19 protein-coding genes are annotated in these 23,158 nt (G+C 53.6%); 7 read left to right on the top strand and 12 right to left on the bottom strand.

Features of this window, described 5'->3' with window-relative positions; translation table 11 throughout:
• Window positions 1–555: 555 nt before the first annotated feature.
• Window positions 556–3,006 carry a bifunctional UDP-N-acetylmuramoyl-tripeptide:D-alanyl-D-alanine ligase/alanine racemase gene (locus Q4E40_RS19765; RefSeq protein ID WP_303414839.1) on the bottom strand — a complete coding sequence of 817 codons (2,451 nt, stop codon included), beginning with the start codon at window positions 3,004–3,006 and terminating at the stop codon, window positions 556–558.
• 162 nt (window positions 3,007–3,168) lie between these two features.
• On the opposite strand from Q4E40_RS19765, the gene Q4E40_RS19760 reads away from it, so the two are divergent.
• Window positions 3,169–4,119 carry an EamA family transporter gene (locus tag Q4E40_RS19760; protein ID WP_303414837.1) on the top strand — a complete coding sequence of 317 codons (951 nt, stop codon included), beginning with the start codon at window positions 3,169–3,171 and terminating at the stop codon, window positions 4,117–4,119.
• A 118-nt stretch (window positions 4,120–4,237) separates the two neighbouring features.
• On the opposite strand, the gene Q4E40_RS19755 is transcribed toward Q4E40_RS19760, so the two are convergent.
• The 3 genes from Q4E40_RS19755 to Q4E40_RS19745 all read right to left on the bottom strand — a co-directional run bounded on the left by Q4E40_RS19755 (window position 4,238) and on the right by Q4E40_RS19745 (window position 8,212).
• Window positions 4,238–4,552: a hypothetical protein gene (locus Q4E40_RS19755; protein WP_303414835.1), complete on the bottom strand. Its 315-nt coding sequence runs from the start codon at window positions 4,550–4,552 to the stop codon at window positions 4,238–4,240.
• A gap of 89 nt (window positions 4,553–4,641) precedes the next feature.
• Window positions 4,642–7,227, bottom strand: a complete 2,586-nt coding sequence (locus Q4E40_RS19750; RefSeq protein WP_303414833.1) for a DUF5686 and carboxypeptidase regulatory-like domain-containing protein — start codon at window positions 7,225–7,227, stop codon at window positions 4,642–4,644.
• 142 nt (window positions 7,228–7,369) lie between these two features.
• Window positions 7,370–8,212, bottom strand: coding sequence for a DMT family transporter (locus tag Q4E40_RS19745; protein ID WP_303414831.1), 843 nt, complete (start codon window positions 8,210–8,212; stop codon window positions 7,370–7,372).
• 161 nt (window positions 8,213–8,373) lie between these two features.
• On the opposite strand from Q4E40_RS19745, the gene Q4E40_RS19740 reads away from it, so the two are divergent.
• Window positions 8,374–8,856: a regulatory protein RecX gene (locus Q4E40_RS19740; RefSeq protein WP_303414829.1), complete on the top strand. Its 483-nt coding sequence runs from the start codon at window positions 8,374–8,376 to the stop codon at window positions 8,854–8,856.
• Window positions 8,857–9,242: 386 nt separating this feature from the next.
• On the opposite strand, the gene Q4E40_RS19735 is transcribed toward Q4E40_RS19740, so the two are convergent.
• The 7 genes from Q4E40_RS19735 to Q4E40_RS19705 form a co-directional block, all read right to left on the bottom strand.
• On the bottom strand, window positions 9,243–9,884 hold the full coding sequence (locus Q4E40_RS19735) for a DUF4230 domain-containing protein (RefSeq protein WP_303414826.1): 642 nt from the start codon (window positions 9,882–9,884) through the stop codon (window positions 9,243–9,245).
• Between the two features lie 54 nt (window positions 9,885–9,938).
• Window positions 9,939–10,838, bottom strand: a complete 900-nt coding sequence (locus tag Q4E40_RS19730; protein ID WP_303414824.1) for a 1-aminocyclopropane-1-carboxylate deaminase/D-cysteine desulfhydrase — start codon at window positions 10,836–10,838, stop codon at window positions 9,939–9,941.
• 45 nt (window positions 10,839–10,883) lie between these two features.
• Complete coding sequence (locus Q4E40_RS19725) at window positions 10,884–13,328, bottom strand: YfhO family protein (protein ID WP_303414821.1); 2,445 nt, start codon at window positions 13,326–13,328, stop codon at window positions 10,884–10,886.
• 206 nt (window positions 13,329–13,534) lie between these two features.
• Window positions 13,535–13,804 carry a DUF4834 family protein gene (locus tag Q4E40_RS19720; RefSeq protein WP_303414819.1) on the bottom strand — a complete coding sequence of 90 codons (270 nt, stop codon included), beginning with the start codon at window positions 13,802–13,804 and terminating at the stop codon, window positions 13,535–13,537.
• Between the two features lie 227 nt (window positions 13,805–14,031).
• The gene (carB, locus tag Q4E40_RS19715) at window positions 14,032–16,845 is read right to left on the bottom strand and encodes a carbamoyl-phosphate synthase large subunit (protein WP_303414817.1); all 2,814 of its coding nucleotides are present in this window, start codon (window positions 16,843–16,845) and stop codon (window positions 14,032–14,034) included.
• Between the two features lie 133 nt (window positions 16,846–16,978).
• Complete coding sequence (locus Q4E40_RS19710) at window positions 16,979–17,179, bottom strand: helix-turn-helix transcriptional regulator (protein ID WP_303414815.1); 201 nt, start codon at window positions 17,177–17,179, stop codon at window positions 16,979–16,981.
• The gene (locus Q4E40_RS19705) at window positions 17,169–17,642 is read right to left on the bottom strand and encodes a hypothetical protein (protein WP_303414813.1); all 474 of its coding nucleotides are present in this window, start codon (window positions 17,640–17,642) and stop codon (window positions 17,169–17,171) included. Before Q4E40_RS19705 ends, Q4E40_RS19710 begins: the two co-directional genes overlap by 11 nt.
• Window positions 17,643–17,930: 288 nt before the next feature.
• Between Q4E40_RS19705 and Q4E40_RS19700 the strand changes: the two genes are divergently transcribed.
• The 5 genes from Q4E40_RS19700 to Q4E40_RS19680 all read left to right on the top strand — a co-directional run bounded on the left by Q4E40_RS19700 (window position 17,931) and on the right by Q4E40_RS19680 (window position 22,613).
• The gene (locus tag Q4E40_RS19700) at window positions 17,931–18,152 is read left to right on the top strand and encodes a hypothetical protein (protein ID WP_303414812.1); all 222 of its coding nucleotides are present in this window, start codon (window positions 17,931–17,933) and stop codon (window positions 18,150–18,152) included.
• Between the two features lie 264 nt (window positions 18,153–18,416).
• The gene (locus tag Q4E40_RS19695) at window positions 18,417–18,815 is read left to right on the top strand and encodes a hypothetical protein (protein WP_303414811.1); all 399 of its coding nucleotides are present in this window, start codon (window positions 18,417–18,419) and stop codon (window positions 18,813–18,815) included.
• Between the two features lie 171 nt (window positions 18,816–18,986).
• Window positions 18,987–20,351: a lysophospholipid acyltransferase family protein gene (locus Q4E40_RS19690; protein WP_303414810.1), complete on the top strand. Its 1,365-nt coding sequence runs from the start codon at window positions 18,987–18,989 to the stop codon at window positions 20,349–20,351.
• Window positions 20,352–20,526: 175 nt separating this feature from the next.
• Complete coding sequence (locus tag Q4E40_RS19685) at window positions 20,527–21,006, top strand: hypothetical protein (RefSeq protein WP_303414806.1); 480 nt, start codon at window positions 20,527–20,529, stop codon at window positions 21,004–21,006.
• A 92-nt stretch (window positions 21,007–21,098) separates the two neighbouring features.
• On the top strand, window positions 21,099–22,613 hold the full coding sequence (locus Q4E40_RS19680; protein WP_303414804.1) for an HTTM domain-containing protein: 1,515 nt from the start codon (window positions 21,099–21,101) through the stop codon (window positions 22,611–22,613).
• Window positions 22,614–22,658: 45 nt separating this feature from the next.
• On the opposite strand, the gene Q4E40_RS19675 is transcribed toward Q4E40_RS19680, so the two are convergent.
• Window positions 22,659–23,105, bottom strand: a complete 447-nt coding sequence (locus tag Q4E40_RS19675) for a hypothetical protein (protein WP_303414801.1) — start codon at window positions 23,103–23,105, stop codon at window positions 22,659–22,661.
• Window positions 23,106–23,158: the final 53 nt, after the last annotated feature.

Genomic DNA, 23,158 nt, shown 5'->3' with positions numbered 1-23,158 from the left:
TGTAGATATGGAGATTTGTAGATATGGAGATGTGCTGATGAAGTTATGTGTTGATGGTTGAATTGTTGATTGCTGATCGTTAATTGTTGCCGGTGCACGATTGGGCAGGTATACCGGTGCACGATTCGGACAGGTCGCGACTCCATGCCGTCAACTGAAGCGATTGCTCTTCGGGACATCCGTGTCTCGAAGTTTTCTGCTGGGGATGTCCACATCCCCGTGTGCTGGTAAACGCGAAACAGGAAGTCCGCAGCAGATGAGGTTAGGGGTACTGCCGTCAAATGAAGGGGTTTTTGTCATTTCGAACACGCCCGAGACGTGAGTCGAAGGGGGCGAGCGTAGCTCAGAGAAATCTGAAATATTGCAAAAATGCTTAAATACCCCAGATCTCTCACTTTGTTCGAGATGACAGTTTAGCCACAGTATTTCCTAAGTTAACGGCATTGGCTCGCTACCTGTCCCTACAAACTACGAGATTACTGTGAAAGGCCACTACACCACCAGCATTCCCAAATTTTCACATCATCCTATCTCCAAACTTTCAAATCAGAGAAATCACTCTGAGAAGAAGATGCGCTTGACGCGGGAGCTGACGTTGGTGAGCAACTCGTAAGAGATGGTACCGATGCGCTGTGCCAGCTCAACCAAAGTAAGTTGCGGACCAAACACGGTCACTTCGTCGCCCACTGCGGCAGGTATACCGGTCACGTCCACCATGCACATATCCATGCACACGTTGCCGATGACCGGGGCGCGCTGCCCTGCAATGATCACTTGCCCGGCGCCGTTGCTGAAGCGGCGGTCGTAACCGTCGGCGTAACCGATGGCGATGGTGGCGATGGTCTTGTCGGTATCGGCTATACCTTTGCGGCTGTAGCCCACCGTTTCGCCCTGGCGGATGTGCTTGATTTGAGAGATGGTGGTTTTGAGCGTGCTCACCGGCTGCAGCGCCTCCTGCTCCGAACCGGTAGACTCCACCCCGTACAGGCCTATACCTAAGCGCACCATGTCCAGCTGGTGCTCCGGGAAGCGCACGATGCCCGCCGAATTGAGAATATGCTTGAGCAAGGTATAGCCGAGGCGCGCTTCTACCTCAGCGGCCAAAGCGGTGAAGTTATGCAGTTGCATGCGCGAAAAATCGTCGTGCAGAGCTTCGTCGGCTCCGGCCAGGTGACTGAAGGTACTCACCACCCGCACCTGCGGATGTTGCTCCAGCAAGGAGAACAGCTCGTCAAAATCTTCTTCCGTAAAACCCAGGCGGTGCATGCCGGTATCGAGCTTCAGGTGAATTTTGTAGCGGATATCAGGCTGGGCTGTTGCCAGAAAATCGCGGAGCAGCTCCAGGGAATAGATCTCGGGCTCCAGGCTGTACTGATGCAGCTTGGCCAGGCTGTCCGGCGAGGGGTTCATGACCATGATCGGCAGCGTGATGCCGTGCTCGCGCAGGCTCACGCCTTCGTCCACGTAAGCCACTGCCAGGTAATCTACACGGTGGAACTGCAGCAGGTTGGCTACCTCGAAGCTGCCGCTGCCGTAGGCAAAGGCCTTCACCATCACCATCAGTTTGGTGCCCGATGCCTGTTTGGAGCGGTAGTAGTTGAGGTTATGCACCAGCGCATCCAGGTTCACCTCCAGCACCGTGCCGTGCACCTTCTGCTGAAAAGCCTGCACGATCTTCTCGAAACCGAACACACGCGCACCCTTCACCAGCACCAGCTCATTGCGAAACTGTTCAGAACTGAATTGCTCTAAAAACGCGGTTGTACTCGCATAAAAAGCCGTATCGCCGCTAAACCTGGCGCCATGCGCCTGTATGGTTGGCCCGATCCCGATCAGGCGCTCCAACTGGTGCGCTTTGGTCAGGGCGGCTACTTCGCTGTAGAGTTTCTCCTCCGGCATACCTGACTCCAGCAGATCGGAAAGTATAAGCGTTCGCCGTCCCCGCTTCGGCTGACTGGCCAGCAGATTGAGCGCGATGGAAAGACCGGCGAGGTCGTTGTTGTAGGTATCGTCGATGAGGTAGCAGCCGTTGATGGCCTCTTTCATTTCGAGGCGCATGGCCACGGGCTGCAGCCGGTCCAGGCGGTCCTGTATAGCTGTCAGGTCAGTGCCGCGCTGCAGCAGCACCGCCAGGCAGTGCAGGGCATTTTCTACGGAGGCCTCGTCTGTGAAAGGGATGGCCAGGCTGTGCTGCTCGCCCCGGAAGGTATAGCTCACGATGGTTTTGTGACCGGAGACAGTGCTATGGCGGATTTCCACATCCGCTTGTTGGTAGCGCGACCAGGTGAACGCAGGTATACCTTGCGTTTGTACCGCTTCATGTATCAGCTCGTGATCCAGACAATAGAAGAGCAACCCGACCTTACCGAACAGCTGCATTTTCTCCGCCACCTTCTGCCGGTGGTCGGTAAAACCTTCGTCATGGGCGCTGCCGATGTTGGTGAATAGCCCAAGTGTTGGCTGTATGATTTGCTGCAGTTTTTGCATCTCGCCCGGCTGCGATATACCTGCCTCGAACAGCCCGAAGGTGTGGTTGGCATCCAGTTGCCATACCGAGAGCGGAACCCCAATCTGGGAGTTGTAGCTGCGCGGGCTCTTCACCACCAGTTCCTCCGGACTCAACAGCTGCGCCAGCCACTCTTTCACGGTCGTCTTGCCGTTGCTGCCCGTGATGCCCAGCACAGGTATACGGAACTGCGCCCGGTGCCAGGCTGCCACCGCCTGCAAGGCCTCCAGGCTACTGCGCACCTGCAGGATACCAGCCTCCGGGTATAGCTGCTCCACACCTGCTAATTCCTCCACCACAAACTGCCGCACACCCAGCATGTAAAGTTGCTCCAGGTATACGTGCCCGTCGTTGTGGCGGCCCCTGATGGCAAAAAAGAGCGTGCCCGCCGGCTGCGAGAGCTTGCGGCTGTCGGTGAGCAGGTGCACCACGGGGCTGTCCTGCCCCTGCTGCACTACGGCACCACCTGTAATGGCTTGAAGCTGGTGAAAGCTGAGCATACGAATCAATTTAAAGCTCAAAGATAATGTTTCGGATGAAGGGTTATGGCGAGCTGCTAAGAATTAAACCAGTCGGGAATTAATGTTAGGCCATCGATATTGAAAACTATATAGCAGCTTTTTCAAAATCAAAACGATACCTTTGCCCTCTTTTATTTTGAAATGGAAACGACGAACACCAAACCATATTACGCGGCAGGTATAGCAGCCTTTGTCATCTGGGGCTTTATCCCTTTCCCGCTCAAGGCCCTGGCCGACTACCCAAGCGGGCAGATCCTGTTCTTTCGGGTAACGTTGTCGGTGCTATTTCTGGTGCTGATCACGTTGGTTTTCCGGCGCAAATACCTGCTGCAGACGCTTGCCCAGGTAAAGGCCTCCAAGCCGCGTGAGGCGCGTAGGTTCCTGCTCTTTACTTTTCTGGGCGGCTCGCTGCTCACCATCAACTGGCTGACTTTCATTTACGTGATCAACCACATCAACATCCAGACGGGCTCTTTCTCATACCTGCTCTGCCCGATTCTGACGGCGGTGCTGGGCTTTGCCTTGCTCAAAGAAGAGTTGCGCCCAAACCAGTGGCTCGCTATCGGCCTGAGTGCGCTGAGTTGCGTGCTGATCGGGACGGGTGAGTTGACGAGTCTGCTGTTCAGTCTGCTGATCGCGCTGAGCTATGCCTTTTACCTGATCACCCAGCGCCTGCTCAAGGTATACGACAAGATCGTGCTGCTCACGCTGCAGCTGCTGCTCGCTTTTATTTTTATCGCACCATTTTACGAGCAGTTCAAAGGCAGCTCTGAGGTGGTGCTGGACGGGCACTTTTTTTTGATGACAGGTATACTGAGTGCTGTCTTTACGGTGCTGCCGTTGTTCCTGAACCTTTATGCCCTCAAAGAGCTCACGTCCGGCACCATTGGCATCCTGATGTACATCAACCCGATCATGAATTTTGTGATAGCATTCCTGTACTTTAACGAAGAAACCACGGCGGTAAAAGTGGCGGCCTACGTGCTGATCTTTATCTCCGTGATCATCTACAACATCAACCTCAAAGGCCGCAAGAAAACGGGCGCTGGCCTGGTGATTCCGCCTGTGGGCACTACGGCAGTTGTAAAGTAGCCGCTAGGTATAGAAACAAGGAGGCCATACCTGATCATTTTCAGGTATGGCCTCTTCTATTGCTATGCTCCTTACTTACCTTCGCTGCTTTTGTCGGCAGTTCGGCTAAGCTATAATTTTAAGGTTGCTGATTGGGGTTCTTTTGTTGTTGCTTTTGCTTGTCCAGCTCTACCCGCTGGCGCGCCGCAGAATCTACGTTGGAAGGCAGATTACCAAAACGGTCGGCCTGCTCCCCTGTTTCAGCCGTGTCGCCGATGGGGGCCGGGCGTGGCTTAGTCAGGTTTTGTGTCGATTCGCTCTTGTTCGTTATAGCTTCGGCGGTACTGGTGTCATCCACCGGGTCAGACTGTGGCCTTTCGCCGCAGCTGGTGCCCAATACTGCTACCAATGCCAGCGCCAATCCTGTTATAAATATATCTTTCAGCTTTTTCATGGTCGTTTTAAAATGGTTATGAACTGTGCTTTTTTAACGGCCATCCTGTGTATTTGGTTATGAAACAGCTCATGCGCCAGCGCTCTGGCTTAGAAGCCAAACCCGAACCGCAGTCCGGTGTGTACTTTTTGCTGCCCCTGGAACGAGGTGAAGAAATCGACGCGCAGTACTTTGAAGATGTGCTCTATACCTAACCCAAGCTCGACATAGTTATCCGACTCACGTGTATTGAGGTAGTGCACGCTCACCACCTCCTGCCACTTCAGGCGGCGGAAGAGCGGTATTTTGTTGAAAAGGAAACCGTTGAAGTGGTGCTCGTAATGCCCCTCCAGGTAGCGGTTGCTGGTGCTATACCTGTAGTAGTCGAGCAGCTGGAAGCCGGTATAGACGCCAGCAAAAATAGTGCGGTTGCCGTTGAAATGGCGGTAATCCATCAGCTGCATGTTCTCCTTGCCCCAAAAAGTGCCTCCGGTAAAGCTGAACTCACTACTGCCCAGCAAACCTAGGCTAAAGTCGTCGGAGATGCGCAGCGCCAGGGTCGTATACTTTACATCGCCGCCCAGCGCCTTGATGCCACCCCGGTAGCCGAGCGAAAACGTGGGCCAGCGCGATCCGATGTTGATCTTGCGGTCGGGCCGGGAGATGTAGTTCATGCCCGGCCGGAAAGCCACAGTGAAGGCGGCCGTCAGGGCTTGGTGCGGCTCAAAAGAGGCATCGGCCAGTTCGGCGTTCTCGGGCACATTGGAGGTAAAGCCGCCGCTGCTGCTTTCCCGGAAGGTATAGGTGGTGGCATTCTCCAAGGGCATGCGGTGACCGTAGTCCAGCGAGGTCAGGATCGTGACACCGTTGAGCACCTCCGAGCGGTAGTTCACCCGGGCGTAGTCGCGCTGGTAGAGCTTCAGGAAATTGCGCTGCATCAGCAGGGTATAGACCGTGTTGGCAAAAGGCGAAATCGGGTTGGTGGAGTTGATCTGGTCCACGAAGCGGCCACCCTCCACTGAAACCGAGCTCCGTTTGATCGGATCGAAGGTATAGCTCAGGCGCAGTTTGGCGTTGAGCTTCTCATTGGCGAGCCCGTAGCGGATGGTGGGTTCTATTTCGTATCGCCGGCGGTCTTCAAAATCCTGCCGGTATTCCATGCCCACGTTCAGCACGGTGCCTTCCACGGTGTTGTACTGCAGCACACTCGGCCCGCCCGTCAGGCTTAGCAGCGGGTCTATCCGGAAAAAGCGGCGCTCGTAGGTATTGTTGTAGGTATAGCCGCGCGTAAAAAAGCTCCCGAAAGTAGGCTTGTTCCGGATGCGGTCCACGGAGTCTTTGTATACTCTGGACTCCCGGATGACCTCCAGGCTGTCTTTGCGCTGGTAGTCAGTTTGCTCTTCCTCGGTAAGCGGCACCGGCCGGATTTCCGCCCAATAAGCAGAGTCGCGGGTGTTGGCCTCCTTCTCCACCACCAGCACCTCGCGGCTGAATAGCTTCTCATCATGTATGGCAGGCTGCTCTTCGGGTGTGGCTTCTACGGGTTCGATCACCCGGGCCCGCTGCCGCCGGGCAGGCTTCACCTCTACTGCCACAGCACTTTCCACCACTTCTGGCTCCGGCTCCACCACTGTTGGCGGACGGCTGTAGGCGGGCTGCACCTTATACCTGGAGTATACACCTGTGGCATAGCCGCCTCCCTTAAAGCCTAGTCCCGAAGCCTCGAAGGTGAAGCGCTGCGACACCGGCATCCACACCTCTTCCTGCACCGGCGCATATACCTGCCGCACCCGGATAAAGTCGACGAAATCGATGCCTGCGTTTTTGGTGAGCGTGAGGTCAGTGCTGTGGATGCGCCAGGAGCCGTCCACGATGTAGATGTTGCCCTGAAACACCGGGTCGTTTTTGCGCCGCGGGATGACTTTGATCTTGTTAATCGTGCGCCCGTTTTCCTCGAAAGTGCCCTGGTATTCGAAACGGTAGAAGAAGAGCGCATTGTTGGCCAGCGGCGACACAAAACCCCGCTCACTCAGCCCCTCCACCTTCAGCAGGTTATCATAAAAGCTGATATTCATCTCCGAGGCCTGGTTGAAACTAAAGCCCTGCTTCTTGCCGCTCACTTTCGAAGAGATCACGCGCTCGTTCACCTTGTTCGGCTTCTTGAAATGCAGCTCCGACACCGACTCCGACAGGTATACAATGCCTGTGTCCACATCCACCACCCGCACGCCGAGCACCTTGCCGGGCACCTTGTCCATGCGGGCCACGCCTTTCATGTACACGCGGGCGCTCCAGGCCTTCACTTCGTCGCGGTGGTACTTGCGCAGCCGGATGGCGTTGCGCATGATGCCGTAAGCCGGGTCTTCGTCGGCTGCCTTCACCACCACCTCTTTCAGGTTGAGCACCTCCGGCAGCAGCTGCACGTTCAGTTCCTGGGCGCCGTCCCCGATCGTCACGGTTTCGGTGCGGGCGCGGTACCCGACATACTTAAACTCCAAGGTATAGGTACCGGCTGGCAGTTGCAGTTGATAATTGCCCTGGTCATTGGAGGCGGTGCCGCTGGCCGTTTCTTTGATGTAGATGCTGGCAAAGGGCAAGCCTTGGTTGTTTTCGTCGGTGATGCGCCCACGCAAGGTTCCCGCCACGGCAATGGCCGGCAGCAGGTATAGCAAGAAGAGTAAAAAAACAGGGCGCATGTACGGTAGACTCTTGTCTTGATTGTTACAATTTAAGAACTAACGACAAAACCCGCCTATCGTGTTTAGCTTTTTTGGAATTTAAGCGTGTAGGACCTGTGTGCTATACCTTGGGCAGCCTGGTTTCGTGGGCCTCAATCTCTCACTGCGACAGTCGGTTTTTGTAGCGCACGTTCAGGATCACGCCCACCAGCACCAGCGCCATCCCTACATAGGTGGCCAGCTCAAAATGCTCGTCAAACAGGATAAAGCCCATCGCAAGGGCATAGATAATGCCGATGTAGTTCAGGTTGGCCACTTTGGAGATCTCCTCGGCCTGGTACGACATGGTCATGTAGTACTGCCCCAACTGCGTGAGGATACCCACCAGCAGCAGAATGCCCCAGTCCCAGCCCTCGGGCTGCACCCAGTTGAAGATGGAGTAAATACCTGCGATCGGGAGGGCCACCAGCGGAAAGTAGAACACGATCACGAGCGGGTGCTCCCGCGTGTTGAGCCGGCGGATGGAGCTGTAGGCCAGCCCTGAGAAAAGGGCACTCGCTACCCCCATCCAAACGTACAGCGAGTCGGCTGTAGCGTCGAGCCCCTCAATGACGATGATGCCCGCAAAAGAAATGGCGAAGAAGGCCCACTGCCAGGGTTTGACCTTCTCTTTTACGATGAAGACACCCAGGATGGTCGTGAAGATCGGCGAGAGGTACTGTAAGGTGGCGGCTGTGGCCAGTGGAAGGTTCTGCAGGGTATTAAAGAAAAGCACAAGCGCCGTAGAACCCGTCAGGCCGCGTATGATCAGCAGCCCCCGGTTATTGCCCCACACGCTCACTTTCTGGCGGCTCAGCGCGAAATAGCTGATGACCAGCGACACTACTGAGCGGAACAGAATGATTTCCATGGCAGGTATATGCGGTATTAGCTTCACGCACACGTTCATGAGCGAGAAAAACAACGTGGACAGCAGCATGTACCTGACTCCTTTTGAGAACATACCCGGGTAAATTTTTGAAGCCACAAAGGTGCGTGGAATTCAGATTAGTTGTGTGATTAAATTGTTGGATGGCTAAATTGCTGATTGTTTATTGCTGGTTGTTGAAATACCGCAACTCTTGCCGCACACAACTTGTTTCATAGAGAGACAAAACGAACGATTTGGAACGACAGAAAAAACAGAAAACCTATACCCCGAAAGAGGCCCTGATCAAGGCGGCGGCCTACTGCGCCTACCAGGAGCGCACGCAGCAGGAAGTACGTACCAAGCTGTATACCTACGGTCTGGAGCCCGATGATGTAGAGGAAATCATTGTGCGCCTCGGGCAGGAGAAGATGCTGGACGAAGAGCGCTACGCCCAGGCCTATGTGCGCGGCAAGTATGGTCTCAAGAAGTGGGGACGCCGCAAGATCGTGCAGGGCCTCAAAGCCAAAGGTATCTCCGAGTATTGTATCAAACAGGGCCTGAAGGAAATTGATTACGATGTGTATGAGCAGAACCTGCAGCAGCTACTCGAAAAAAAGAACGCCACCGAGAAAGAAAAGAACCCCTTCGCCCGCCGCCAGAAACTTAGCTATTACCTGATGAGCAAAGGCTACGAGAGTGACCTGGTGCAGGATGCGATTAAGAAGTTAGAAGGGTAGAAAGTTAAAAAAGTAGAAAGTTGTGATGTAACGACGTTACACCCCGCACTCGCTCGCCTCTACTGAGTGTCCGCCTTCTCGTTAAGTTCTAGCAAATTCTCCCCTTGAGGGGAGCGCAGAGGGGTGTTTACAGCAGAGAGGAAATCGCAAATGGGTAATTATTGGCTTTTCATCACCGCCTTTACACACCTATAATCCCCTCAAGGGGATAGTGCCCGGCAAAGCTTGACGCCCTACTTTCTTAATGGGGACAATCTGTTGCTTCTACATCCAAGGTATACGACCTAAAGAAGCCACCTCAACCCCTTTACAAATGGCGGGACAATCACCAGAGGCAAGTGAAGGCCGTAAATCCGTGCACCATCAACAATTTAACAATTCAAAAACTACCTTCTCTTCGGCATTTCCGGGTTCTGGATCCGGCGCTGCGGCACCAGCACTACTTTGCGGCCTGTTACTTCCTCTAAAATAGGCTTGAGGACTTTCTCGGCGTTTACCTGCGTCTGGCGCAGGATGCCGGAGTTGATGGCCGCTTCTTTCACATTGGATTCGGCATAACGGTAGCTTTCCTGCACAAGGTCCGCGTCCTGGAAATACGTGTTCTCCTTCGAAAAGACTTTGGACTTGCTGTGGTCTATTTTATAGTAGCAAAGCTCGGGTTCCGGTAAACTGATCTGCACCAGCGAATCACCCTGGAAAAGGATGTCCTGCTCAGTCAGTTTGGTAAAGTCAATACAGCCGACGGCCTCTCCTGTCACGATCAGTACTACCTTGGAATTAGGCACCCAGCGCGACACATCTTTCTCGTACTCCACCACATCTTTGAAGTTGAATCGCACCAGTTCCATCTTCCCAAGCTCTTCCACAGTGGTCAAGATGGTGTTGTGATTCACGATGACTTCAGGTTGTTTCTCGTCGGGACCAAAGGTGTCTTTCACTTGTCGCCAGACATACCAACCCACCACGAGTAGCAGGATGAAGGGCAGCAGACGGAACAGGGAGCGGATAAGGGGCATGAAAAAATACATTTCTTTGTTGATTGCTATTGCCTACACAGCAATTATGGTGCTAAAGTTCAAATCCTATACCTCCAGGCCCAGCCGCTCCTTAAAACCAGCATTGCCCTGCAGTCCGCCGGTATGCACCGCCACGATGCTACTGCCTTCCGGGAAGTAGCCTTTTTGGATCAGATCAACCAGGCCATAGAACATTTTGCCGGTATACACAGGCTCCAACGGCAAGTGGTGTTCCTGCTGAAAACTGCGCATGAAGTCCAGCAGTTCCGGCTTTACCTTGGCATAGCCGCCGAAGTGGTAATCGGTGATTAGCTGCCAGTTGTCGTAGTGCTGGCCGTTATACCTGGTGATGAGTTGCTCGATCTCCTCCTTTAGGAATTCTCCTCCTTTCAAAACGGGAAAGCCCAGCACCTGCCCTTTCCCATCCAGCCCGGCAATGATACCTGCCAGCGTGCCGCCCGTACCACTGGCACAGCAGATGTAGTCGTAGTCGATGGAGATGTCTGACACAATTTCAGTGCAGCCTTTTACGGCCAGCGCATTGGTGCCGCCTTCCGGTATGATGTAAGGATTTCCAAACTGCCCGGCCAGTTGCTCCAGGTATACAGCGTCGGACTTCTGCCGGTAAGCTTCGCGCGAGATGTAGTGCAGCTGCATACCTGCCGAGGTGGCGAAGCTGAGCGTCGGGTTGAGCGGCAGATGCTCCTCTCCCCGGATGATGCCGATGGTGCGGAAACCGAACTCCTGCCCCGCCGCCGCTACCGCCGCGATGTGATTGGAGTAGGCCCCGCCAAAGGTCAGCAGTGTGTCGTGTTGCAGCCGCTTTGCCTCCTGCAGGTTATATCGGAGCTTGCGCCACTTGTTGCCCGAAATGGTGGGGTGCAGCAAGTCCTCGCGCTTTACCCAAAGCGCTATACCCTGGTCCTCCCATACCTTGCTATGCAGCTGTTGCAGCGGTGCTTCCATGCGCTTTAAAACAAAGGCCCCGATCTCTAAAACCGGGGCCTCAATTTATACGATCACTTCTTTTTCAACTTCTTTCGGCTTGCGGCGCATCCCATAAAAGATGGCCCCACCCAGCACTGCCAGCAGCAGGATCGACGAGATCAGCGAGATGGTATTGCCAATCGCGTAGGACTTCGGCTCGAACTTGAACTGGATGGTATGCTTGCCGGCTGGCACTTCCATGGCACGCAGAATGTAGTTCACCCGGATGTGGTCCACCGGCTTCCCATCGAGGTAGGCTTGCCAGCCATCGGCATAGTATACCTCCGAGAACACTGCCAGACCAGCCTGCGCCGCATTCACCGCATAAGTCAGGGCATTTGGCTTGTAGTCCGTCAGCTCGATGGTAGAACCCTCAGCGTTATAAGTAGTCGCTGCTGTCTTGAACTTCGACGCGTCCACCACAGCAGTTTTGCTGGCGTCCAGACCGTTCAGGGCTTCGATCTCTTCATCCGGATTGTTCACCGTTTTTACTTCGCTCACGAACCAGGCATTGCCCAACGCGCCCGGCACACGCTGCACCGGCTGCTGCGGATCGCCTGTGATCACATAGCGGGTGTTGAGCATGCGCAGCACCTCCAGGTTGTTTTGCACGATGTGGCGGTCGATCACGTCCTGGTAGCGGCGCAACTTAGCGCCGTGGTAGCCACCCACTGACTTGTGGAAGTAAGAGGTGCGGGCATCGTTAAACGGATTAGGCAGGTAGAGCACGCGGTAATGCGGGTCTTTGTCCTGCAGGATCATCTGGTCGGCTTTGGTCGGCTGGAAGTAGTTCTCCACCACGCGCTTCTCAAAGTCACCATCGTTGAGGTAGCGCTTGTTCACGCTCCACAGGTCCACCAGTATCAGCAAACCTATACCTGCCATGGCCACCGTAGCCGAGAGTTTGTTTTTCAGATAGAAGTAGAGCAAGCCTACTGCCAGCGCGATAAACACAAACGAGCGCAGCGCATCGGAGCGCATCATGCTTTCGCGGTCGGCCCGGATGGCATCGAGCGGGAAGTAAGACTGCTGCAGCTGCGGATCGACAGTGCCGACAAAACTGGCCGAGCCGGCAAACACCCATACCAGCAGACAAACGCCGGCAGTTATACCTCCTGAAATCAGCAGTTTCTTATCCAGGTCTTTGATCAGGTCGCGGTCGCGGATGAGTTTGTAGAGCGCCAGTATACCTAGCAGCGGTATCGTAATTTGGGCGATGATCAAGGCAGACGATACGGCCCTGAACTTGTTATAGCCCGGGAAGTAGTCGAACATGAAGTAGTTGAAGGCCTCGAAGTTCTTGCCCCACGCTAGCACAATCGACAGGATGGTGGCGGCCAGCAGCCAGATGCGGGTTGGTTTGTGGACGATGAAAAGACCCAGCACAAACAGGAAAACGATGATCGCGCCTACATATACCGGACCGCTCGTCATCGGCTGCGGCCCCCAGTAAGTCGGCAGGCCCTGCTCAAGCGCCTGCTCTGCCTGCACTGGCGGCATACCCAAGCCCAGCAGCGCCTGGTAGCTTTGCGAGTCCTCGTCAAGGCGGGTGTTGCTGCTGCTTCCACCATAGAAATCAGGTATAAGCAGCGTCATCGTTTCGCCCACGCCGTAGCTCCAGTTAAAGGCATATTCGCGGTCGAGGCCGCTGGAGGTTTTGTCGCCGCTGTTGGCCACGCTCAGCTCTGACTTGCCGCGTATGCTATGCTGGCTGTACTCGGCCACCGTATAGAGTCTTCCGAAGTTAACGCCCACCGCCAGCACAGCCGCCACGGCTAGTATCAAACCACGCTTGATCAGGTCGGCGATTCTACCCTCTTTAATGGCATAGATCAACTCCACCACCATCCACACGAGCACCATCAGGAGCATGTAGTAGGTCATCTGGAGGTGGTTGAAGTGCAGGTTGAGGGTGAGGCCCAATGCAAAAATGGCAGCCCCTATCCAGACGTTCCGCCGAAGGGCGTAGAACATACCAGCCAGCACCAGTGGAATGTAAGCGATGGTAAGCGACTTGGTGTTGTGGCCGGCTTCCAGTATGATGAAGTTGTAGGACGTGAATGCAATGGCGATAGCGCCGATGACAGACAACCAGGTGTTGAGCCGCAGCGTGACCAGCAAAAAGTAGGCACAAAGCAGCGTGATAAAGATATTGCCCGCCATGGCCGGCATGTTGAAGGTCAGGATGCTATGGATGTAGCCCGACAGATCGCCGGGATAGCGGGTATTGATCAGGTATGAGGGCATGCCGCCGAACATGGAATTTGTCCAGAGGGTCTCTTCGCCGGTGGCTTCGCGGTAGTCCTGTATCTCTTTGGCGCCGCCCTTAAATTGCAGGATGTCGTGCTGCGCCATCGCCTTGTCCTCAAACAAGACAGGGGCAAAGTATACGGCAGTAAGAAGAAGGAAAATCAGAACCGCGATGAGGTGCGGGAGCACATCACGCTTAAAGTCAATAGAAGCTGTCATATCTTTCAGGAAACCTTAGAGCATGTTTAAAATTCATTTTTTGCGCTGCAAACTGCTCATAACTGAACCTGACTTTATGCTTTTCTCGTCGCATAGTGCTGCTATGCAACTCTAAAATCATTGTGTCAGAACCCATTCTGACCATTTTTCGCTTGCAGAAACGAAATTTAAATATGCTCTTTGAATAGAGCTGAAAGATAGGACTTTTATTTTATTTCTTCATAATCGACATACTGCCCGCCGTTGAAATCCTTGCGGTCAGGCTGCTCCGGCACATAGTCGATCTTGACATCGCCCTTTCGCCTGCCGTTGCCATTTGATTGCGGCTCAGGACGTGGCTGGTTCATGTTAGAGTAGAAGAAAGTGCCGTTGCGCAGGCTTTTCTTCACAAAAAAAGCCAGCAACCAACGAAACAGGAAAGGAGCAGCTAATCTAAGGAAAAGGATAACAAGTATGGTGATGAATATGAATTTCATGATAGTCGGTTAAGGTATAGCCAGCAAACGTCGGCCGTCTATTAGTTAACAAAAACAGTACCTATTCAGATACAATTCCCCTGCCAAAAAGTTTTTTCTGCCATTTCGGCGGGGGCTTGTGCAAAGGTAAGGATTTTGTATACGGCTTAAAAATGATGGTTGTACCCAAAATGCAAAAAGCCTTCCCCATAACGGAGAAGGCTTTTTGGTTTATCAGAAGCTACTTGCTACACGCTCAGGTATAGGTTGCGCTCAGAGTATACTTTCACAAAGTAATCATCCTGCAGGTTGTCGATGAAGTAGATCGCCTCGCCTGTGGACTTCATTTCCGGGCCGAGCTCCTTGTTCACTTCCGGGAACTTGCTGTGCGAGAACACCGGCACTTTAATGGCGTAGCCTTCTTTGTGCGGGTTGAAGTTGAAGTCCTTCACCTTCTTCTCGCCCAGCATGATCTTCGTGGCGTAGTTGATGTACGGTTCGCGGTAGGCTTTCGCAATGAACGGGATGGTGCGCGACGCGCGCGGGTTGGCCTCGATCACGTATACCTCTTCGTTTTTCACGGCGAACTGGATGTTGATGATGCCCACGGTGTCCAGTGCCAGTGCGATACGCTTGGTATAATCTTCGATCTTCCGGATCACGTTCTCGCTCAGGTCGAACGGAGGCAGCACGGCGTAAGAGTCACCGGAGTGGATACCGGCCGGCTCAATGTGCTCCATGATGCCGCAGATGTGCACGTCCTCGCCGTCGCAGATCGCGTCGGCCTCAGCCTCTATGGCGTGGTCAAGGAAGTGGTCGAGCAGCACCTGGTTGCCCGGATGGTCTTTCAGCAGGTCGATCACGTGGGCTTCGAGTTCTTTCTCGTTGATCACGATCTTCATGCTCTGACCACCCAGCACGTAGCTTGGACGCACCAGCAGCGGGAATTTCAACGTTTTGCACAGCTCCAGGGCCTCTTCCGCTGTCTCGATCACGCCGAACGGTGGGTATGGTATCCCAAGGTCGCGCAGCAGCGAAGAGAACGAGCCGCGGTCCTCGGCCAGGTCAAGCGCTTTGTAGCTTGTACCGATCACCTTGATGCCGTAGCGGTCCAGCTTCTCGGCCAGCTTCAGGGCAGTCTGTCCGCCCAGCTGCACGATCACACCTTCCGGCTTCTCGTGCAGAATGATGTCGTAAATATGCTCCCAGAACACCGGCTCGAAGTACAGCTTGTCAGCAATGTCAAAGTCTGTCGAAACCGTTTCCGGGTTGCAGTTGATCATGATAGTCTCGTAGCCACACTCTTTGGCCGCCAGCACCCCGTGCACGCAGCTGTAGTCGAATTCGATGCCTTGACCGATGCGGTTCGGGCCGGAACCCAGCACCACAATTTTCTTCTTGTCGCTCACCACACTTTCGTTCTCACCGTCGAAGGTGCTGTAGAAGTACGGCGTTTTGGCTTCGAATTCGGCGGCACAGGTATCCACCATTTTGTACACACGCTGTATACCTAGTTCCATGCGCACGGCATGTACCTCGCTTTCGAGGCAACGCAGGATGTGCGCGATCTGGCGGTCGGCGTAGCCTTTTACTTTGGCTTCACGCAACAGCTCGCCCGGCAAGGTGGCCAGGGTATATTTCTCCATCTCCTTCTCCAGCATATCGATTTCCTCGATCTGCGACAGGAACCAAGGGTCGATCTTGGTCAGGTTCTGGATGGTGCTGGTCGGTATACCGATGCGCATGGCATCTTTGATGCAGAACAAACGGTTCCAGCTCGGGTTTTTCAGGTTGTAGATGAGTTCATCGTAATTGGTCATCTCCTTGCCGTCAGCACCCAGGCCGTTGCGCTTGATCTCGAGGCTTTGGCAGGCTTTCTGCAGCGCCTCCTGGAAGGTACGGCCAATGCCCATCACCTCGCCCACAGACTTCATCTGCAGACCCAGTGTGCGGTTGGCGCCTTTGAATTTATCGAAGTTCCAGCGCGGAATCTTCACGATCACATAATCCAGCGCCGGCTCAAAGTAAGCCGAAGTGGTCTTGGTGATGGCGTTCTTCAGTTCGTCGAGATTGTAGCCGATGGCCAGCTTGGCGGCGATCTTGGCAATTGGGTAACCCGTGGCTTTAGAGGCAAGTGCTGAAGAGCGGGATACGCGTGGGTTGATCTCGATGGCGATGATGGTGTCGTCTTCCGGGCTCACGGAGAACTGCACGTTACAGCCGCCGGCAAACTGCCCGATGCCGTTCATCATTTTGATGGCCAGGTCGCGCATTTGCTGGTAGATGGTGTCGGGCAGGGTCATAGCGGGCGCTACCGTGATGGAGTCGCCGGTATGCACGCCCATCGGGTCGAAGTTCTCGATGGAACAGATGATGATGACGTTGCCGATGTTGTCACGCAGCAATTCGAGCTCGTACTCTTTCCAGCCCATGATGCTTTGCTCCACCAACACCTCGTGCGTAGGCGAAGCGTGCAGGCCGCGGGTCAGGGCTGCGTCGAATTCCTCAGGGGTATTAACAAAACCGCCCCCCGTACCTCCAAGGGTAAACGAAGGGCGAATAACGAGTGGAAAACCGATTTCCTGCGCTATCTCTTTGCCTTCCAGGAATGAGGTAGCGGTTTCTCCCTTGCAGACATTCACACCGAGCTCGAGCATCTTCAAACGGAACTTCTCGCGGTCTTCGGTGGTCTCGATGGCATTGATGTCCACACCGATGATGCGAACGCCATACTTTTCCCAAACACCGGCCTTGTCGCACTCGATGGCCAGGTTCAGGGCCGTTTGTCCGCCCATGGTAGGCAGCACGGCGTCAATCTTATGTTTCTCCAGAATCTCAATGATGTACTTCTTCTCAAGCGGCTTGAGGTACACATTATCCGCTGTTACACTATCGGTCATGATAGTGGCGGGGTTTGAATTGATGAGCGTCACTTCGATGCCTTCTTCACGAAGGGAGCGTGCCGCTTGCGAACCGGAATAGTCAAACTCGCAGGCCTGGCCGATAACGATGGGGCCAGAACCAATAATCAGAACGGATTTAATACTGGTGTCTTTAGGCATTTGTATGGGTAGGTATAAATTGCCCAAAGTTACCGCAAAATGTTGGGGCTCACAAACGAAATCTGCACTTAGCAGCCATCTTTTTACAACACGGGGCACCTGCTATACCTGAGCCAGAACCGCCTGCGGCCCGCTAATCGCCCTCTTCGAGTATAAAAAGCTCGTTTACAGTCAGGCCAAACAAATCCGACATTTTCAGGGCTAGCAGCGTGGAAGGCAGGTATTTATTCTTTTCGATGGCGTTGATTGTCTGCCGGCTCACACCCAGAACCTCGGCCAATTGCTCCTGGGTCATGTCTTTTTTGGCCCGCTCTACTTTAATGTTATTCCGCATCGGCAGCAAGCGATTTACGGGTTTGGTGAAGCTTATACCTGAACGAAAGGTAGGTATAGAAAAGCAGCAAGGCTAGCGCGCCCAGCATCCCCCCGATGTCAGGCATCCCGATGCTGGCACCCCGCAGCAGCCTAAACACATTGTAAAAAAATGGAAGCATAAGTATCCCGACGATCAGGTAGTACACGCCATTCATAAAGGCTTGGTAGCGCAAGTGCTGCACCATTTCGTCTTCATCCTTTTCTTTAGAAAAATTGAGTAGCGCCAAGCCAATAATAATCGGATAATATACCATCAGGTAGGACCACTCAGCAAAAAAAGACTGTCGGTCTGTAATCAACCCTACACTAAGCAGCGCCATACTCAGAAGCGCCATAACAGGAATACCGATGATCAACACCCAAACACCATAGCGCTTATACCTATAGGGCAGCAATTTTACTTCTGGTAGCATCTCTTTCATAAATTTTTTTTTTTAGATGTACGAATCTATTGACTAAAAGTAAATAATATTTTACATTAAGCAAATTATTTTTTACATCGCTGAGTTTTCTACCCACTGGAGCAGAGGCCATTAGTGCTAGGCAAGGTCATTGCTGGCTATACCTGCGCTGTATACCTGTCGCTCCCGTGGTGCCCTGTTTCTCCGACAATAGAAAGTGAATTGCGGGAACATCTTGCCCTAAAACAGCCTCTATAAAAACCTTGCGCCTACGCTACGTACATAAGGTATAACCTAACATAAACAACCATGGAAACACCACGCGAAGACGATATCATTACCAACTCCGATGAAAGCGAGCGTCTGCCTGACGAAAATCCGGAGCCACTTGAGGGCGTCAAGAAAGAAGAGCACGATATTTTAGACGCGGAGCCGGAAGGCGTAGAAGAAGGAGGCAATGTCGCAGCCAAAAAAGAGGAAGACACCCGCAAACTGGACGGCAGCAACGCCAACAACTTAAGAACGAAATAAAAAATTCGTGTTTGCGAAAGCCGCAGATAACAGCACCTGACGCTACTATCTGCGGCTTTTACACGTAGTTGTAGCCCATTTTACCGTTTCAGAAGTCGAAACAGGCTTATTTTATAAACGATAGCTGCAGAATCACGAAAACAGCAGCGTAACATAGCATTATTACAATATTGGGATAAGGTTTTTTTATTCTGGGAAAGGTTGACTCTGCTATAATTATTCATTATTATTAGGCTGAGATTCACCGGTTTAACGCCATGCATTATGGTTTACTTCCAGACAGATTATCTGCTCCTAGAGTATCATGTAGCCAGCCATGTGCTGCTGAGTCAGTGGTACGGCAAGTGCAGCAGCCTGCAGTACAGGCAGGCGCTTATCAAACTGATCAGGCTTGCCCGTGAGTTGGGAGCGCCATATGCTATTACCGACAGCCGCCTCCTCACCCCCCTTGACCCCGATGACCTGGCCTGGACCCGCGATGTATACGCCCAGGCCTTCAGCCAGCTGCCGCTTAAGCGCTCCGCATCCCTCAATCCCTTCGACCCTGCTGCCAACCGGCAGTTCCAGCAGGTATTTGTCAACAACCTTTCCCCGCTCCCCTTCGAAACCCGGGAGTTTGACGATCTCACCTCCGCTTACGACTGGCTTACTTCTGAGGAATAAGCGACAGTTCCGGTTTTTTTCTCCTGCCCTCACAGCAGGTAGCCATGCCTTGTTCCGAGCTTTTTCTTCTGCTTTCTCCATCATCTGCCTGTTAAAGATATTGCTTATATTGTCCGGCTAAATGCAGGCCTATACCCCCATGAGGCCGCTGCACATACCTGATAAGCGCCCATGCTATACCTTGTTTTAAAGCTGATCTTACGTACAGGCCTGTGGGTGTTCTTCCGGAGGTTTGTGGTGCGCAACCGCCATTTGATGCCAACGCGTGGCCCGCTGCTGGTGGTGGCCAACCACCCCAACACGTTCATGGATCCGATCGTGATCGCTTCGCTGCTTCCTCAGCAGGTATACTTTATCGCAAAGAGCACGGTGTTCAGTTCGCCGCTGCATAACTGGCTCTTCCACCGCATGAACCTGATTCCGATCCACCGAAGAGAGGACAAGCCAGGTGAATCCGTAGACAATGAAGCCGCATTCAAGGCCAGCTACCAGGCCCTGGCATCCCGCAAAACGCTCCTTATCTTTCCTGAAGGAACCAGTTTTAATGAAAGGCGCCTGCGCAAGCTCAGGACAGGCACGGCCCGGATGGCGCTGAGTGCCGTCACGCAATTGCCTGAGGTGGCTGACCTGCAGATCCTTCCGGTGGGCCTCAACTACTCCGACCCTACCCGCTTCCGAAGTGATGTGTTTGTGAACGTGGGAAAGCCTATTGCCGTCGCCCCTTACTTAAGCCAGTACCAGCAGGATGAGAAGGGCACCGTCAATGAACTGACGGACCACATACGGCAGCAGCTCGAGAAGCTGATCGTCATAACACCCACCGACGATGAGGACACGCTTGTACGGCAGATAGAGCAGGTATACAAAGAAAAACTGGCGGCGCAAACGCCCATCGAAGCGCCCCGCCACGTGCGCGACTTTCTGCTGACAAGGGCCATTATGAAAGGGCTGGCGCACTTTCTGGAAACGCAGCCGGGCCGCGTTGAGCGGTTCAGGGAGAAAATGCGGTCGTACACCCGGCAGCTTCAGGAACTGGACCTGCGGCGCCTCCCGACAGTGGAGGAAAATAATGTGCTGCTTCGTCAGACGCTCGCCCGCACCCTGTTGCTAACACTCACCATGCCGCTATACCTGTACGGGCTTATCAACAACTACCTGGCCTACGTTATACCTTCCAAAGTGGCCAATGCGCTAACAGAGGAGCAGGAGTTCAGAGCACCGATCATGCTGTCGGTGGGCATTTTTTCGTTTCCGGTACTGTATGCGGTGCAGGCGGGCATCCTGTGGCACTACTGGCCCAGCACCCTATACCTGTTGCTATACCTGATCAGCCTGCCTCTGTCGGGTTTTTTCGCGCTCCGATACTGGAACACGCTGCTGCGCGTGCGGGAGCACTGGTTACTGCTGCGCCTCTTCCTGAGCAACAGTCCGGTAGCGGAAAGCCTGAAACAGCAGCGCCAGGAGCTGATAAAAGAACTGGAAATAGCCAGAAAAGAGTACTTACACCAACAGGCTGGTAGTCAGCGCCTTGGCTAAAACCATGTCCGCTCCTTTTCATCTATACCTGCATACCTGTTCCGGAAAACCTGCATCTGGTATCAAAACGGGTCTTATCCGCTCTATTTCCACAAAAAAAGCTATCCAATTAACACTAGTTCCGTAAACAGGATACTGAAATCTAATTTTTACAGTATTACAAACAACAAGAACTATGAAAAAGACATTTGTAAACATGCTCGCTCTATCATTTGTAGCGGCAACGGTAATGACCGGTTGTGCAGATACCACTACTACTGGTACTGATGCAACAGATACCGATATGAACGGCACAACTACCGGTACGACAACTACTGGTACTACAACCGGTACAACCACTGGCTCCACAACCGGCACGACGACAGGTACTACAACCGGATCAACCACAGGCACCACCACTGGTACAACTACAGGAACAACCACTGGCACGACGACCGGCACAACTACTGGTACGACGACAGGTACAACAACCGGAACTACAACAGGTACTACTACGGGAACCACGACGGGTACTACAACCGGTACGACTACGGGTACTACAACCGGCACAACTACAGGTACAACCACTGGTACTACGACCGGCACAACCACTACCGGCGGTACGACCACCGGCTCCACAACCGGTACGACCACAATGGGTACAGCTCCGAGATAGCAGCAGGGATACTTCTGATCACATAAGCAAAAAGGCAAGCACCTCCCGGTCTTTGCCTTTTTGTTTTATTCAACCCTTATACCTGAAACACCATGAATCAACTGCAACGATACCTCCATCGGGTTTTTACAGTTGACCTCCGTGCACTGGCCATTATGCGGATATGGGTAGCCGGCATCATCCTGACCGACCTGGCCATACGGGCTACCGACCTGGAGGCGCACTATTCCAACATGGGCGTTTTGCCACTGCACGTACTGCACCAGTTTGGCTGGAACCCTTACTATTTTTCCTTTCATACCCTGAGCGGACTCTGGCAAGTACAGGCCCTGCTCTTCCTGATTGCGGCAGCGTTTGCAGTATGTCTGCTGCTGGGCTACAAAACCCGCACGGCCACCATCGTCAGCTGGGTCCTGCTCGTCTCGCTGCAAAACCGGAACACTTTTATAGCACAAGGCGGGGATGACCTGCTGCGCATGCTGCTCTTCTGGGGTATGTTTCTTCCATGGGGTAGATTCTACAGCTATGATGCCACCAAATCTGAAGCTCCCCCGCTGCAGCAGACTACCTATTTCAGTGCGGCTACAGTGGCCTATATCCTACAGATCTTCCTGGTTTACTTCTGCACAGCGCTGCTTAAAAGCTCACCGGAGTGGCACACCGAGGGCACCGCGCTGTACTACGCCCTCAGCCTCGACCAGATCCTGATGCCTGTCGGCAAGCTCATCTACCCTTACCCAGAGCTGCTGAAGTTCATGACGCTCAGCGCCTGGTACACCGAGTTGCTGCTCCCCTTTCTACTCCTGATCCCATTCTATAATCATATTTGGCGGCTCGTTGTCATAGGCGTGCTGTTTGTATTCCACATCAGCATCAGCCTGACCTTGTTTGTTGGTTTGTTCTACCTCATCAACATTGCCTCCATCTCCGGTTTGCTCCCGCCACAGGCCATGAACTGGGCCGAGCGGAAGTTCTTCACTTCATTCAGAAGACCCTTATCAGGTCAGTTTCAGCGCATATTCAAAGGCTTTAAGAGCCCGGCTCAGCTACGGCTACAGATCAGCCTGCAGAAGCCGCTGCTTTCCAAGAGTCAGCTGCACTACGTCCGGGAGGGATTCGTGACTTTTGTATTGATCTACTGCATCTGGTGGAACCTGGCAGGGGCCACTACGCGGGTGCCCGCTATGACGGATTCCACTACCTGGTTTGGCAACCTGCTGCGCGTAGATCAACGCTGGGGTATGTTTGCGCCGGCTGTTTTTAAGGATGATGGCTGGTATGTTTTGGAAGGTCATGCAGCCAACGGCCAGCTGATTGACCTGAACCGCGAAGGGAAGGAAGCGGACTACGCCAAGCCTGCCTCCGTCATGAGCATGTTTAAGAATGACCGCTGGCGGAAGTACTCCGAGAACTACCTGTTCGTGAACTACGCCTTTCTAAGGCCCTACTACTGCAACTACCTGGTGCGCCGCTGGAACGAAGCGCATCCTCAAAACCCCATAGAAGAACTGCAGGTTATATACATGAAAGAGTATACCCAGCCCGATTACCAACCGGTTACCCCACAAAAAGAAGTGCTCTGCATCTGCGCTAATCTACCGCAGTAGACTAATCACAAATACAGAGCACCACCTAATATCTTACTTCTCGTATCAGCAGTTTTTGTCGTCGCAGGCGAGGGCACTGCCCACGGCAGCGGCTACCAGGCCACCCAGCAGGTATAGCCCCACTGTCATGGCGCGTGTACTGTTGGTGCGGTTGCTTGGGTCAGAGCCCAAACCCATCGGGCCGGGCAGTAACACAGCGCCTGCCCCTGCTCCGGCTCCCAGGAGACTTCCACGCAGCCAGGTATCTTTACCGGCGCCGGCCAGGCTGTAGTAGAGTGAGTTGGATATCACATCGCCCACCATCGCCCAGGTGCGCAGGGTATCATCAGCAGGAGGCTGTGCTCCCGCTTTCTTCATAATTTTAGAGATAGCCCGCATCCCCAGCACATCCATGCGGGGTGCCTCAGGTACTAGTCTGCGCAGGGTCTCGTGTGCGATCGTTAAGGTAACGGCCCCTGCCAGCCCGCTTACCAGTGCTTTGCTTACGTCCATAGTATTTGCTTCTTCATAGAGTTATTGAGGTCAGTTCTGTTGCTATACGCAAA

The sequence above is a fragment of the Pontibacter coccineus genome (assembly GCF_030546575.1).
Lineage (GTDB): Bacteria > Bacteroidota > Bacteroidia > Cytophagales > Hymenobacteraceae > Pontibacter > Pontibacter coccineus.
Note: the sequence above shows the minus strand (reverse complement) of the source record. Positions and strands in the feature narration are given on the sequence as shown.

Bases quoted from the DNA above. Each gene is read 5' to 3' on its own strand.
- Q4E40_RS19690 (WP_303414810.1), top strand. From the start codon at position 18,987: ATGCTATACCTTGTTTTAAAGCTGATCTTACGTACAGGCCTGTGGGTG.
- Q4E40_RS19710 (WP_303414815.1), bottom strand. From the start codon at position 17,179: ATGCGGAATAACATTAAAGTAGAGCGGGCCAAAAAAGACATGACCCAG.
- Q4E40_RS19735 (WP_303414826.1), bottom strand. From the start codon at position 9,884: ATGTATTTTTTCATGCCCCTTATCCGCTCCCTGTTCCGTCTGCTGCCC.
- Q4E40_RS19705 (WP_303414813.1), bottom strand. From the start codon at position 17,642: ATGAAAGAGATGCTACCAGAAGTAAAATTGCTGCCCTATAGGTATAAG.
- Q4E40_RS19680 (WP_303414804.1), top strand. From the start codon at position 21,099: ATGAATCAACTGCAACGATACCTCCATCGGGTTTTTACAGTTGACCTC.
- Q4E40_RS19745 (WP_303414831.1), bottom strand. From the start codon at position 8,212: ATGTTCTCAAAAGGAGTCAGGTACATGCTGCTGTCCACGTTGTTTTTC.
- Q4E40_RS19725 (WP_303414821.1), bottom strand. From the start codon at position 13,328: ATGACAGCTTCTATTGACTTTAAGCGTGATGTGCTCCCGCACCTCATC.
- Q4E40_RS19695 (WP_303414811.1), top strand. From the start codon at position 18,417: ATGGTTTACTTCCAGACAGATTATCTGCTCCTAGAGTATCATGTAGCC.
- Q4E40_RS19755 (WP_303414835.1), bottom strand. From the start codon at position 4,552: ATGAAAAAGCTGAAAGATATATTTATAACAGGATTGGCGCTGGCATTG.
- Q4E40_RS19765 (WP_303414839.1), bottom strand. From the start codon at position 3,006: ATGCTCAGCTTTCACCAGCTTCAAGCCATTACAGGTGGTGCCGTAGTG.
- Q4E40_RS19730 (WP_303414824.1), bottom strand. From the start codon at position 10,838: ATGGAAGCACCGCTGCAACAGCTGCATAGCAAGGTATGGGAGGACCAG.
- Q4E40_RS19760 (WP_303414837.1), top strand. From the start codon at position 3,169: ATGGAAACGACGAACACCAAACCATATTACGCGGCAGGTATAGCAGCC.
- Q4E40_RS19750 (WP_303414833.1), bottom strand. From the start codon at position 7,227: ATGCGCCCTGTTTTTTTACTCTTCTTGCTATACCTGCTGCCGGCCATT.
- Q4E40_RS19720 (WP_303414819.1), bottom strand. From the start codon at position 13,804: ATGAAATTCATATTCATCACCATACTTGTTATCCTTTTCCTTAGATTA.
- Q4E40_RS19700 (WP_303414812.1), top strand. From the start codon at position 17,931: ATGGAAACACCACGCGAAGACGATATCATTACCAACTCCGATGAAAGC.
- carB (WP_303414817.1), bottom strand. From the start codon at position 16,845: ATGCCTAAAGACACCAGTATTAAATCCGTTCTGATTATTGGTTCTGGC.
- Q4E40_RS19685 (WP_303414806.1), top strand. From the start codon at position 20,527: ATGAAAAAGACATTTGTAAACATGCTCGCTCTATCATTTGTAGCGGCA.
- Q4E40_RS19675 (WP_303414801.1), bottom strand. From the start codon at position 23,105: ATGGACGTAAGCAAAGCACTGGTAAGCGGGCTGGCAGGGGCCGTTACC.